The organism is Streptomyces sp. BBFR51 (assembly GCF_044591655.1).
Classification (GTDB): Bacteria; Actinomycetota; Actinomycetes; order Streptomycetales; family Streptomycetaceae; genus Streptomyces.
This window is the reverse complement of sequence record NZ_CP172448.1, coordinates 3634515-3647418: the sequence shown is the minus strand read 5'-3', so window position 1 is coordinate 3647418 and position 12904 is coordinate 3634515. Positions and strand designations below refer to the sequence as shown.

12 protein-coding genes are annotated in these 12904 nt (G+C 71.8%); 6 read left to right on the top strand and 6 right to left on the bottom strand.

The genetic code is table 11. From position 1 onward, the window contains the following. The first annotated feature begins 50 nt into the window (after positions 1-50). From ACGH7X_RS16485 to ACGH7X_RS16465, 5 genes are all read left to right on the top strand, one after another. Positions 51-650, top strand: coding sequence for a TetR/AcrR family transcriptional regulator (locus ACGH7X_RS16485; protein ID WP_399886063.1), 600 nt, complete (start codon positions 51-53; stop codon positions 648-650). A 147-nt stretch (positions 651-797) separates the two neighbouring features. Beyond that, entirely contained in the window at positions 798-3056 is a 2259-nt protein-coding gene (locus ACGH7X_RS16480) for an MMPL family transporter (protein WP_399886062.1), read from the top strand. Between the two features lie 164 nt (positions 3057-3220). Continuing rightward, complete coding sequence (locus ACGH7X_RS16475; RefSeq protein WP_399886061.1) at positions 3221-3733, top strand: YbaK/EbsC family protein; 513 nt, start codon at positions 3221-3223, stop codon at positions 3731-3733. Further along, complete coding sequence (locus tag ACGH7X_RS16470) at positions 3730-4578, top strand: EamA family transporter (RefSeq protein WP_399886060.1); 849 nt, start codon at positions 3730-3732, stop codon at positions 4576-4578. Before ACGH7X_RS16475 ends, ACGH7X_RS16470 begins: the two co-directional genes overlap by 4 nt. A gap of 96 nt (positions 4579-4674) precedes the next feature. Then, positions 4675-4950, top strand: coding sequence for a DUF1876 domain-containing protein (locus ACGH7X_RS16465; RefSeq protein ID WP_399886059.1), 276 nt, complete (start codon positions 4675-4677; stop codon positions 4948-4950). On the opposite strand, the gene ACGH7X_RS16460 is transcribed toward ACGH7X_RS16465, so the two are convergent. From ACGH7X_RS16460 to ACGH7X_RS16445, 4 genes are all read right to left on the bottom strand, one after another. Beyond that, positions 4930-6156, bottom strand: a complete 1227-nt coding sequence (locus ACGH7X_RS16460) for a serine hydrolase domain-containing protein (RefSeq protein WP_399897068.1) — start codon at positions 6154-6156, stop codon at positions 4930-4932. The genes ACGH7X_RS16465 and ACGH7X_RS16460 overlap by 21 nt on opposite strands. Positions 6157-6245: 89 nt before the next feature. Continuing rightward, on the bottom strand, positions 6246-7043 hold the full coding sequence (locus ACGH7X_RS16455; RefSeq protein WP_399886058.1) for an energy-coupling factor ABC transporter ATP-binding protein: 798 nt from the start codon (positions 7041-7043) through the stop codon (positions 6246-6248). Next, complete coding sequence (gene cbiQ / locus ACGH7X_RS16450; RefSeq protein ID WP_399886057.1) at positions 7031-7792, bottom strand: cobalt ECF transporter T component CbiQ; 762 nt, start codon at positions 7790-7792, stop codon at positions 7031-7033. Before cbiQ ends, ACGH7X_RS16455 begins: the two co-directional genes overlap by 13 nt. A 1-nt stretch (position 7793) precedes the next feature. Continuing rightward, positions 7794-8873 (bottom strand): energy-coupling factor ABC transporter permease, encoded by a 1080-nt coding sequence (locus ACGH7X_RS16445; RefSeq protein ID WP_399886056.1) that lies wholly within the window; start codon positions 8871-8873, stop codon positions 7794-7796. Between the two features lie 169 nt (positions 8874-9042). On the opposite strand from ACGH7X_RS16445, the gene ACGH7X_RS16440 reads away from it, so the two are divergent. Further along, entirely contained in the window at positions 9043-9420 is a 378-nt protein-coding gene (locus ACGH7X_RS16440) for an SsgA family sporulation/cell division regulator (protein WP_399886055.1), read from the top strand. A 33-nt stretch (positions 9421-9453) separates the two neighbouring features. Here the strand turns inward: ACGH7X_RS16440 and ACGH7X_RS16435 are convergent, their stop codons facing one another. Together ACGH7X_RS16435 and ACGH7X_RS16430 are read right to left on the bottom strand one after the other, a co-directional pair. Then, the gene (locus tag ACGH7X_RS16435; protein WP_399897065.1) at positions 9454-11157 is read right to left on the bottom strand and encodes a penicillin-binding transpeptidase domain-containing protein; all 1704 of its coding nucleotides are present in this window, start codon (positions 11155-11157) and stop codon (positions 9454-9456) included. 121 nt (positions 11158-11278) lie between these two features. After that, positions 11279-12904, bottom strand: a complete 1626-nt coding sequence (locus tag ACGH7X_RS16430; protein ID WP_399886054.1) for a penicillin-binding transpeptidase domain-containing protein — start codon at positions 12902-12904, stop codon at positions 11279-11281.

The following is a 12904-nucleotide window of genomic DNA, read 5'->3' as shown; positions in this document are numbered from 1 at the left end:
GTACGAAACGATGTCGTTCTGACTGAGTGGGACGAAGAGGAGTGAGCGAGATGACGGAGGCCGCCACCGCGCGCCGCAGTCGGATCACTCCCGAGCGCGAGGCCGAGCTCTACGAGGCCGTGCTCGACCTGCTCCGCGAAGTCGGCTACGACGCCCTCACGATGGACGCCGTGGCCGCCCGCACGCGGTCCAGCAAGGCGACGCTCTACCGCCAGTGGGGCGGCAAGCCGGATCTGGTCGTCAAGGCCATGCGGCACAACAAGCCGGGCGAGATCGGCGACGTCGACACCGGCTCGCTCCGCGGTGACCTGCACGCCCTGATGGCGCGTGAGGACGACTGCACCATGGAGCAGAACTCCGCGCTGATGCGGGGCGTCGCCATGGCGCTGCACCAGAACCCGGACCTTCGCCAGGCGTTCCGGGAACAGCTCATCGAACCGGAGATGGTGGAGTTCCAGCGAGTGCTGCAACGCGCCGTCGACCGCGGTGAGATCAGAGCGGACTGTCCGGCGCTGGACTTCCTCGTGCACATGATGGTCGGCGGTTTCGCCACCCGCACGCTGCTGGACGATCAGCCACCGACCCGGGCGTTCCTCACGTCCTACATCGACGCCGTGATCCTCCCCGCACTCGGCGCCTCCACCAACTGACATCCCCACGCCCCACCTGAGCCCCACCTGAGCCCCATCTGACGTCACCTCCCCCACTGCCTTAAGGGCGTGGGCGGTACCCCCAACGTCGTCGGGCCGATCACCCCTGCCCTGAAATTCCCACGACCTGACCGGGAGTACGCCCCCGTGGCCACGTTCCTCTACAAACTCGGCCGGCTCGCCTTTCGCCGACGGCATTTCGTCGCCCTGATCTGGGTGGCCCTGCTGACGCTCGCCGGCGTCGGCGCGGCCAGCGCCCCGCCCGCCGGCAACTCCTCCTTCTCCATCCCCGGTACGGAGGCCCAGAAGGCCTTCGACCTGCTGGAACAGCGCTTCCCGGGCCAGAGTGCCGACGGGGCGACCGCACGCGTCGTCTTCAAGGCACCGTCCGGCGAGAAGATGACGGACGCCGGGAACAAGGCGACCGTCGAGAAGACCGTCGACGAACTGGCGGACGGCTCCGAGGTCGCCTCGGTCGCCGACCCGTACACGGGCGACGCCGTCAGCAAGGACGGCACGATCGCCTACGCGTCGGTGAAGTACGACGTCTCCGGCATGGAGCTGGAGGAGTCCACCAAGGACGCCCTGGAGGACGCGGCCCAGCAGGCGCGCGACGCCGGGCTGACCGTCGAGGTGGGCGGTGACGCGCTCCAGGCCGTCCCGGAGACCGGCGCCACCGAGATCATCGGCATCGCGGTCGCCGCCGTCGTCCTCGTCATCACCTTCGGCTCGCTGGTCTCGGCCGGACTGCCCCTGCTCACCGCCCTGATCGGGGTGGGCATCGGCGTCTCCTCGATCACCGCGTTGGCGAGCGCGCTCGAACTGGGCTCGACCACGTCCATCCTGGCCATGATGATCGGCCTCGCGGTCGGCATCGACTACGCCCTGTTCATCGTCTCCCGCTACCGCGCCGAACTCGCCGAGGGACGCGAGCGCGAAGATGCCGCCGGACGGGCGGTCGGCACCGCGGGCTCCGCGGTCGTCTTCGCCGGCCTCACGGTGGTCATCGCCCTGGTGGGCCTCGCGGTCGTCAACATCCCGATGCTCACCAAGATGGGCATCGCGGCGGCCGGCACCGTCGCCGTCGCGGTCCTGATCGCCCTGACGATGATCCCCGCACTGCTCGGCTACGCCGGGCGCAGGGTCAAGCCCGCCGGCGCGAAGGGCAAGCTCCTCGGCCGCTCCCGCAAGGGCGCGCAGAAGCCGCAGGCGCAGGAGAAGCCACGGGGGCAGGGGCAGGGACAGCCCAAGGCCAACCTGGGCACCCGCTGGGCGAGCTTCGTCGTCCGCCGCCCCCTCGCCGTCCTCCTCCTGGGCGTCATCGGCCTCGGCGCCGCCGCGATCCCCGCGTCCTCCCTGGAACTGGGCCTGCCCGACGACGGCTCCCAGCCGACGTCCACGACCCAGCGCCGCGCCTACGACCTCCTGTCGGACGGCTTCGGCCCCGGCTTCAACGGCCCGCTGATGGTCGTGGTGGACGCCAAGGGCAGCGACGCCCCGAAGGACGCCTTCACCGACGTCGAGAAGCAGATCAAGGACCTCGACGGCGTCGTGGCGGTAGCCCCGCCCGCACCCAACAAGGGCGGCGACACCGCGACGATCACCGTGATCCCCGACTCCAAGCCGTCCTCCGTGCAGACCGAGGACCTGGTGCACTCCATCCGCGACGCGGGCGGCGACATCAAGGCCGACACCGGCGCGGAGACCCTGGTGACCGGCTCGACGGCGATGAACATCGACGTCAGCGAGAAGCTGAACGACGCGCTGGTGCCGTACCTGGTCCTGGTCGTCGGCCTGGCCTTCCTCCTGCTCATCGTGGTCTTCCGCTCTATCCTGGTCCCGCTGAAGGCGGCCCTCGGCTTCCTGCTCTCCGTCATGGCGGCGCTCGGCGCGGTCGTCGCGGTCTTCCAGTGGGGCTGGCTGTCCGGCCTGATGGGCGTCGAGGAGACCGGCCCGGTCATGTCGATGATGCCGATCTTCATGGTCGGCGTGGTCTTCGGCCTGGCCATGGACTACGAGGTCTTCCTGGTCACCCGCATGCGGGAGGCCTACGTCCACGGCGAGAAGCCCCACCAGGCGATCGTCACCGGCTTCAAGCACGGCGCGCGGGTCGTCACGGCCGCCGCGGTGATCATGATGGCGGTCTTCGCGGGCTTCATCGGCTCCAGCGAGTCGATGGTCAAGATGATCGGCTTCGGCCTCGCCATCGCCGTCTTCTTCGACGCCTTCGTCGTCCGCATGGCCATCGTCCCGGCGGTCCTCGCCCTGCTCGGCAAGAAGGCGTGGTGGCTGCCGAAGTGGCTGGACCGCGCCCTGCCCAACGTGGACGTCGAGGGCGAGGGGCTGCGCACGGCCGACGAGCGGGGCGCCGACCCCGACGAGGACCGCGAGCTGGCGCGCGCCTGACGCACCGCGCCTGACGCACCTCCTGACCGGAGGACAACAGACCAGCCGGTGAGGGTTCCGTGGGGACGGGGCTGCCCTCACCGGCTTTCCTCTGTGCGAGGCCCTGTGCGCGGGCCCCGTAACCGGGTCGCATGCGGGCTACACGTACCGCTACGGTGCCCTCCATGACGACGACCGACGACGCCTCCGAGGCCTCCGCCGCCCATCCCCGTTTCGCCGCGGCCCTGAGCGAACTCGGGCTCGGTGACCTGGCCGGACGGGCCCGCCGCTTCCCCGAGGCCACGCGCACCGCCGCCGAGGCCGCCGCCGCGATCGGGTGCGAGCTGAGCCAGATCTGCAAGTCGCTGATCTTCGCCGCCGACGGCGTGCCCGTACTCGTCCTCATGGACGGCGCCTCCCGCGTCGACCTGGACCGGGTCCGGGAGGAACTCGGCGCCGGGAAGGTCACGCGGGCCAAGGCCGACGTCGTACGGGAGACGACCGGCTACGCGATCGGCGGGGTGCCGCCCTTCGGACACCGGAGCAGGACCCGGGTGCTCGCCGACCGGTCCCTGCTCGCCCACGAGGTCGTCTGGGCCGCCGCCGGCACCCCGTACGCCGTCTTCCCGATGGAGCCCAAGGACCTCGTCGCCACCGCCGGCGCCACCCTCGTGGACGTGCGCGAGCGCTCCGAGTGACCCCCCTGGTCACCGCCGCCGTCCTGCTCGCGGCGGTCACCCACGCCAGCTGGAACGCCATCGCCCACCGGATCACCGACAAGCTGACCGGGTTCGCGCTGATCTCGGGCGGCGGGATGCTCATCGGGCTCGCGCTGCTGCCCTTCACGGCGTTCCCGGCGTCCGGGGCATGGCCGTATCTCCTGGTCTCCGCCGCCATTCACGTCGCGTACTACGCGCTGCTGATGCGGTCCTTCCGGCTGGGCGACTTCGGCCAGGCCTACCCGATCGCCCGCGGCAGCGCGCCGCTGCTGGTCACCGTCCTGGCCGCCGTGTTCGCGAACGAGGTGCCGGACGGCTGGGCCACCGGGGGCATCCTGGTGTCCTGCGCGGGACTGACCGGCGTCGCCCTGTGGGGACTGCGCGGGCGCCGGCCCGACTGGACGGCCATCGGCGCCGCCCTGGCGACCGGCGTGACCATCGCGGCGTACACGGTCGTCGACGGCCTCGGCGTACGCGCCTCCGGGTCCTCCCTCGGCTACATCGCCTGGCTGATGGCGGTGCAGGGGACGGTCCTCCCGGCGTACTTCCTGTACCGCCACCGCGCGGGGACGGCCTGGGCGCTGCTGCGGCCGCACGCCCGGCTCGGGCTGCTGGGCGCGGCGCTGTCCGTCACCGCGTACGCGTTGGTCCTGTGGGCGCAGACCCGCGCCGAACTCGCGCCCATCGCCGCCCTGCGCGAGTCCTCCATCCTGGTCGGCGCCGCGATAGGGGCCCTCTTCTTCAAGGAACGGTTCGGCGCGCCCCGCATCGCGGCGGCCGGCCTCCTGGTCGTCGGGATCGGGCTGATGCTGCACACGGGATAGCCGGGACGCCGCCGCGCCCACGCCGCCGTGCCGCGATGGTGCGTACGACGGCCGCCGGGCGCACCCTGGAAGCAGGTGTTTCCGGAGGTGATCGTCATGATGCACACCGCAGTGGGATGGCATGTCGAGCTGGAGTTCACGGAGGACGACCAGCACACGCGGGCGGCCGCGATGGTGCGGCTCCCCGACGGCAGCGAGGTCCGCGCGCACGGCCACGCCAGCCGGCACCGGGTCGACTCACAGCAGCCACGGGTCGGTGAGGAGGTCGCGGGGGCGCGCGCCTTGAACGAGCTGGCGATGCTGCTGCTCACCAAGGCGCACGACGAGATCGACGCGGCGTCGGGGAGGACCTCACACCCCATCAACGTCTGAGCGGCCGGTCCGGCCCAGCGACGCCCGTACCGCCCGCACCAGCGCCTGCGCCCGCGGGTCCGCCGTCACGGTCTTGCGGAAGCCGTTGGTGACATAGCCGAGGGCGATCCCGGACTCCGGGTCGGCGAAGCCGAGGGAGCCGCCGCGGCCCGGGTGGCCGAAGGAGCCGGGGGCCAGGAACGGGGACGCGCTGCCGTGCAGCATGTAGCCGAGGCCGAAGCGGGTGCCCACGACGAGGATCCGGTCCGGCCCCGCGGACTCCTCGGCACGGGCCCGTTCCATGGTCGCCGGGTCGAACAGCCGCACGCTTCGCGTCACCCCGTCGACCTCGCCGATCAGCGCCGCGTAGAAGCGGGCCAGCCCGTCGGCCGTCGCGATGCCGTTGGCGGCCGGGAGGGCGGCCGCGCGGTACACCGGGTCGTTCTGGTCGGGGAACGGCGTGATCGCGGCGAAGGCCCGGCGGGTGAGGGAGTCCGGGTTCTCGTACGCCTCGGTGACCGACCGCTTGGGGCGCAGGCGCGGCCCGTTCGCCGGTCCCGACGGCTCGGGGTCCTCGATGCGTCCGACGCGACCGGCCCGGCCCGCCGCCTCCTCCGCCGCGGGCAGCCCCACCCACAGGTCCAGGCCCAGCGGCCGGGCGATCTCCTCCGCGATCCACTCCCCGGCGCCCCGCCCGCCCGTCACCCGGCGTACCAGCTCGTCGAGCAGCCAGCCGTACGTCAGCGCGTGGTAGCCGTGGTCGGTGCCCGGCTCCCAGACGGGCGCCTGGGCCGCGACCGCGGCGGGGCCCCGCAGCGGGTCGAGGGCCTCCTCGGGGGTGAGCGGACGGTCCAGGACCGGCAGCCCGGCCCGGTGGTTCAGCACGTGCCGGACCAGCACCCGCTCCTTGCCGCGCGCCTTGAACTCCGGCCAGTACTCGCCCACCGGCGCGTCCAGGTCCAGCTCCCCGCGCCGGTGCAGCAGCAGCGGTACGGCGGCGGCGACGCCCTTGGTCGCCGAGCGGACCACCTGGGCGGTGCCCCGGCGCCACGGCTCGGTGCCGGCCGTGTCATCGACGTTCCTGGTGCCGCCCCACAGGTCGACGACCTTGCGCCCGTCCCGGTAGACGGCGACGGCCGCGCCCCGCTCGCCGAGCACGGTGAAGTTCCGTGCGAACGCGTCCCTCACCGGCTCGAAGCCCTCGGCCACCGTGCCGTGCACGTCCACGTCCGCGTCCACTTTTCGTACGTCCCTTCCGATCGCCAGTGACAGTGGGTGCAACCGCCACCGACCGCCCGCGATTCCGCAGCCGGTCGTCAGCCGCTCGCCCGCACGGAGCGCGGGTCGAAGCCGAAGGGCAGTTCCAGGCGGTGGGCGCGCATCAGCGCGTCGTCCGACAGCAGCTCCGCCGTCGGGCCGTCCGCCGCGATCACGCCGTCGCTGAGGATCAGGGCGCGGGGGCACAGCTCCAGGGCGTAGGGCAGGTCGTGGGTGACCATCAGCACCGTGACGTCCAGGTCGCGCAGGATGTCGGCGAGTTCGCGTCGGGAGGCCGGGTCGAGGTTGGAGGAGGGCTCGTCCAGGACCAGGATCTCCGGCTCCATGGCGAGCACGGTCGCCACCGCCACCCGGCGCCGCTGGCCGAAGGAGAGGTGGTGCGGGGGCCGGTCCTTGAACTCCGCCATGCCGACCAGCGTGAGCGCCCGGTCCACGCAGGCCTCCAGCTCCGCCCCTTTCACCCCGGCCGCCGCCGGTCCGAACGCCACGTCCTCGCGCACGGTCGGCATGAAGAGCTGGTCGTCGGGGTCCTGGAAGACGATGCCGACCCGGCGCCTGATCTCCGCCATGTTCCGCTTGTCCACGGGCAGCCCGGCGACCGTCACCGTGCCGGTGCCGCCGGTCAGGATGCCGTTGAGGTGCAGGACCAGGGTCGTCTTGCCCGCACCGTTCGGACCGAGCAGCGCGACCCGCTCGCCGCGCGCGACGGAGAAGTCCACGCCGAACAGGGCCTGGTGCCCGTCGGGGTAGGCGAAGGCGAGGCCGGAGACGTCGAGGGAGGCGGGTGCGTCGGTCACGGGGCTGCTGGTCACAGGGTGGTCGGTCACAGCGTCCATCCCAGCAGACACACGACCAGCGCCGCACACGGGAGGGCCAGCGCGTACGACCACTGCGCCCGGTCCGCGGTCACCTCGTCGATCACCGGCATCGAACCGGCGTACCCGCGGCTGACCATGGCCAGGTGGACGCGCTCGCCGCGCTCGTAGGAGCGGATGAACAGCGCCCCGGCCGACTTGGCGAGCACGCCCCAGTGCCGTACGCCCTTCGCCTCGAACCCGCGCGACTCCCGGGCGATCCGCATCCGCCGCATCTCGTCCGCGATCACGTCCCCGTACCGGATCATGAACGACGCGATCTGGACCAGCAGCGGGGGCAGCTTCAGCCGCTGGAGACCGAGGAGGAGTTCGCGCAGCTCGGTCGTGGAGGCCAGGAGCACGGAGGCGGCGACGCCCAGGGTGCCCTTGGCCAGGACGTTCCAGGCGCCCCACAGGCCGTTGACGCTCAGGGACATGCCGAGGACGTCGACCCGCTCGCCCTCCGCCACGAACGGCATGAGCACCGCGAACGCGACGAACGGCACCTCGATCAGCAGCCGCTTGAGCAGGAAGGGTGCCGGGACACGGGCCGCGTACGCCACCGCGCCGAGCAGCAGCGCGTAGAGCCCGAAGGCCCACATCGCCTCGCGCGGCGTGGACACCACGACGACCACGAAGGCGAAGACCGCGGCGAGCTTGGTGTGCGGCGGCAGACCGTGCACGGGGGAGTGCCCGTGCCGGTAGAGCCGGTGGGCGTGTCCGGCGCCCACGTCAGACGGTCGTTTCCGTGTTGGTCGGGGAGGCGTCCTCGCCGCGGCGCCTGCGCACCGCCCAGAACACGGCGCTGCCCGCGACGACGGTGACGCCGACGCCGATCACTCCCGCGAGGCCTCCGGAGAGGCGGGCGTTGGTGATGTCCTCGACGCCGTAGTCGGCGAGCGGGGAGTCGGCGTTCGCGTGCTCCTCGGCCTTCTTGTCGATGCCCTTGTCGGTGGCGACCTTCTCCAGGCCGTCGGGGTTGGCGGAGGCGTAGAAGCTGACGAAGCCGGCGAGGACCAGGGAGGCGACGAGGCCGGTGATCCACACCTTGCGGTGCGAGCGGGCGGCGACGGGCGCGGGGGCGGGGGACGGCTCGGCGCCGGGGGCGCCGGGTGCGTCGGGTGCGTCGACGAGTTCGCCGTTCACCCGCAGCTTGAGCCGCTGCTGGAGCCCGCGCGCCCCGTACACCAGGTCCGGGCGTACGGCGATGACGGCGCCGACGGTCAGCGCGGTGATCGCGGCCTCGCCGATGCCGATCAGCACGTGCACGCCGATCATCGCGGTGGCGACCTTGCCGATGGAGACGTCGGTGGTGCCGCCGATCCAGTACAGGAGCGTGAAGGCGAGGGCGGCGGCCGGGACGGAGACGAGCGCGGCGACGAAGGAGGCGACGGTGACCGAGCGGCGGGTGCGCGGCAGGACCTTCACCAGGCCCCGGAAGAGGGCGTAGGCGACGACCGTGGTCACGATCGCCATGTCGGTGATGTTCACGCCGAGCGCGGTGAGGCCGCCGTCGGCGAAGAGGATGCCCTGCATGAGCAGGACGACGGAGACGCAGAGGACCCCGGTGAAGGGCCCCACGAGGATGGCGGCGAGGGCGCCGCCGAGCAGATGTCCGCTGGTCCCGGCCGCGACCGGGAAGTTCAGCATCTGCACCGCGAAGATGAACGCCGCCACCAGCCCCGCCAGGGGAGCCGTCCGCTCGTCCAGTTCGCGGCGCGCGCCGCGCAGGCTGACCGCGATGGCGCCGGCGGCGACGACTCCGGTCACGGCGGAGGTCGGGGCGTTGATGAATCCGTCAGGTACATGCACCGTTCGATGATAGAGGCTTGTTGCGAACCTCTCGCAAGAGCAAGGTGCTCGTTATCTCACGGATGAGATAGCCCGCTCCCGAGAAGGTGTGATTGCGAAAATATGGGACATTGGAGTGGGGGTGGACGCACAGCTTTCGTACGGGTGGCACAGCGTAAGGGGCGATCCGATGTCCGTAGTCGAACAGTACGTACGAGCCCACATCCTGACGGACGCGGACCTTCCCGACCAGGACGACGGCGGGGCGATACCCGTCGTACTGCGCTACGACCCCGACCGCGACCCGCGAGCGGTGTGCGTCGCACTGCCCGCACGGGGCCGCGCGCCCGGCTCCCGTGAGTGGACCTTCGACCGCGCACTGCTGGAACAGGGCCTGCGCGCGCCCGCCGGGAGCGGCGAGGTGCGGGTGTGGCCGTGCGGGCGGGTGCAGGCCGTGGTCGAGTTCCACTCCCCGCAGGGCTGCTCGGTGGTCCAGTTCGAGACCAAGGCGCTCATCCGGTTCCTGCGCCGCACCTACAAGTCGGCCGCGCAGCCGGTGGCCCACTGAACCACCGGCCGCGCACATCCGGATCGCCGGGTGTCAGCCGCCGGCCTTCAGCAGCGCCGCGACGATCGGGCCCGCGGTGTCGCCGCCGTGCCCGCCCTGCTGGACCACGCCCGCCGCGGCCAGGTCGCCCCGGTACGCCGTGAACCAGCCGTTGGGCTTCTCCTGGCCGTCGACCTCCGCCGAGCCGGTCTTCGCGCCGACGTCACCGCTCACGCCGGCCATCGCCTCCGCGGCGGTGCCGTACGCCGCCGTGTAGGACATCAGCTCGCGCAGCGCGCCGAGCGTCTCGCCCGACATCGTGCGGGAGGCCGTGGCGAGCGCCCGCCCGTCGACCGACGGGGCGACCAGGTACGGCTGGTGGAAGCTGCCCGACTTCACGGTCGCCGACACGGACGCCATGTTCAGCGGGTTCATCCGCACGCCGCCCTGACCGATCAGGGCGGCGGCCATCTGGGCCTGGCTCTCCACGGGCACCCTGCCGTCGAAGGTGGGCACGCCGACCGTCCAGTTGTTCATCGACAGCCCGAAGACCTCCTTGGCCTGCCGGGTCAGGTCGTCGTCCTTCAGCTTCGGGGCCTGGCTGATGAAGGCGGTGTTGCAGGAGCGGGCGAAGCTCGCCTTGAAGGTGCCGTCCTTGATCTCGAACTTGTCGTCGTTCTGGAACTTCCAGCCGCCGTGGGTGAAGTACTTGGGGCACGGGTGCTTCTCGTTCACGGACGCCAGGTCCTTCTCGAGCAGCATCGAGGCGGTGATGACCTTCATCGTGGAGCCGGGCGCCAGCGAGCCCTGGAAGGCGGTGTTGAAGCCGTGCCCGCCGTTGGCGGCGGCGAGGACCTCGCCGGTGGAAGCGCGCAGCAGCACGACCGACGCCCCCTTCTTGCCGTCCACCTGCTTCTCGGCGGCGGCCTGGAGGTCCGGGTCCAGGGTCGTCTTCAGCGTGCCGGGCGTGCCCTCGCGCAACTCCAGCAGCGTCTTGTCGGAGGCGGCGCCGGACTCGGAGTCCGTGGCCCCCTTCGCGTCCTCGGCCGTCTTGCCGCGCACCACGCGCAGCTCGACGCCCGGGGTGCCGCCGGCCTTCTTGCCGTACTTGTCGCGCAGGCCGTCCAGGACGGTGCCGAGGGACGGGTACTTCGCGGCGGTGATCTCCGCGCCGTCCCGGTCCAGCGCCTTGACCGGCGGGTCGCCGGCCTCCCCGGTGACCAGCTTGTCGCCGTCCTCCAAGTCCGGGTGGACGACGGCCGCGTGCCAGTCGACGCGGGGCTCGCCGTCGCCGGCCCGGCGGACGACGGTCAGCGCGCTGTCGTACGCCAGCGGCTCGGTCGCCTTCTCGTAGGCGACGGTGGCCTTCACGGAGAACGGGACCTTCTCCGCGGCCGGGGTGCCCGCGGTGAAGGTGGCGTCCTTGACGCGGGCGTCCTTGGCGTAACCGGTGAGCAGCGCCTTCGCGGCCTCGGCGTCGTCGGTCGCGGCGGCAGCGGCGGCGACGTCGCCCTTCTGCCAGGCGGTCAGGAACCGCTGTGCCGTGGTGGTGACCTCGGCGGCCGTCAGGGGGCCCGACTTCACCTTCTCCGCGGCCGCCGCGGACTTCGTCCGCGCGGTGTCCTCACCGCCCGCGTCGCCGCCGTACATCGCGTAGGCACCGAACCCGGCACCGGCCACGACCACCGCGGCCACACTGCCGATCACGGCGGGTTTCGTCCTGCGTCGCTCGGCGGCGGCGCCCCTTCTGCTGCCCACTGCGTCCCGTTCCTCGGTGACTTCGGTGACTTCGGTGACATTGGTGCCTTCGGTGCCTTCAGCGTCGGATGCTTCAGGCAACGGCGACCACAGTAGGGCCACCCATGGCCACTGGTCCGCCTCAGCCGCCGACTCGTAGCACGTCTGCGACGATCGGCCCGGCCGCGTCGCCGCCGTGGCCGCCCTCCTCGGTCATGGCCGCCGCCGCGACGTCGTCCCGGAAGCCGGTGAACCAACTGTTGGAGGTGGTCTGTCCGTCGACCTCCGCCGACCCGGTCTTGGCGCCGATGTCGCCGCCGAGCCCGGACATGGCGTTCACGGCCGTGCCCTGGGTGGCGGTGAGCCGCATCATCTGCTTGAGCTGGTCGACGGTGCCCTGCGGCAGCCCCTTGGCGGTGGCCGGTTTCCGGTCGTCCAGGTCGAACGGCACCAGGTAGGGCTGGCGGAAGTCGCCGGTGATGGCGGTCGCCGTCACGGAGGCCATGTTCAGCGGGTTCATCTGGACCTGGCCCTGGCCGATGGCGTTGGCGGCGCGGTCGGGGCCGCTCACGGCGGGGACCTTGCCGTCGAAGGAGGTGATGCCGGTCTGCCAGTTGTTCTGCCCGAGCCCGAAGCGCTCCTGGGCCTCCTCGGTCAACGAGGAGTCGGTGAGCGGCTTCTCGTCGATGAGCTTGATGAAGCCGGTGTTGCAGGAGCGCATGAAGGTGTTGGCGAGCGTGGCGCTCATGTTGGGCTTCATGGTGGTGATGTTGTGGAAGGTCTGGCTCTGCCAGGTCGCCGTCTCGGGGCAGGGTGCCGGGCCGTTCATCGAGGTCACCCCGTTGTCGATGAGCATGGCCGCGGTGATGATCTTCATGGTGGACCCGGGGGCGACCGTGCCCTGGAAGGCCGCGTTGAACCCGTCCGCGCGGTTGTTCGCCACGGCCAGGACTTCACCGGTGCTCGGCTTCACGGCGACCACGGAGGACTCGCCGTACCGCTTCACCCCCTTCTCGGCCGCCGCCTGCACGCTCGCGCTGAGCGTCGTCTTCAGCTTCCCGGGCTCGCCCTCGGTCAGGGTCAGCAGCGGGGTGTCGGGAGCGTCCCCGACCGTGTGGCGGACCGCCAGTTCGACGCCGGGGGTGCCGCCCGCCTTGTCGCCGTACTTCTCCCGGAGTTTGGCGAGGACCGGCCCGAGCGAGGGGTACTTCTCCTTCGTCAGCACGGCGCCGTCCCGGTCCACGGCCTGGATCTGCGGGGTCGCCGACTCCGCGGTGACGAGGGTGTCCCCGTCCTTCAGATCCGGGTGGACGACGGACGGCTCCCAGTCCACCAACGCCCGCCCACTGCTCTCACCGCGCACCACCGTCAGCTTGCTCTTGTACGTCAGCGGCTTGGTCGTGCCCTCGTAGGACACCTTCGCCTTCACCGTGAACGGCACGGCGGTACCGGCCGCGGTGCCCGGCGTGATCTCGACGCCGGTGATGTGCGCCTCGTCGGCGTAGGCCGTCAGCAACGTCCCGGCGATCGAGGCGTTGTTGGTGTAGGACGCCGCCGTCGTCGCGTCGCCCTTCTCCCAGGCCGTGAAGAACTTCTCCGTCGTCTCCTCGACCTCGTCCCCGCTCGGCGGCCCGCTCTTGGCCTCCGACGACCCCGAGCCCCCGCCGTCGTCCAGCGCCGACACCACGTTGTAGGCGCCGTACCCGGCACCGCCCACCATCACGGCGAACACCCCGCCTATGACGGCGACCTTCACCCCCCTGCCCAT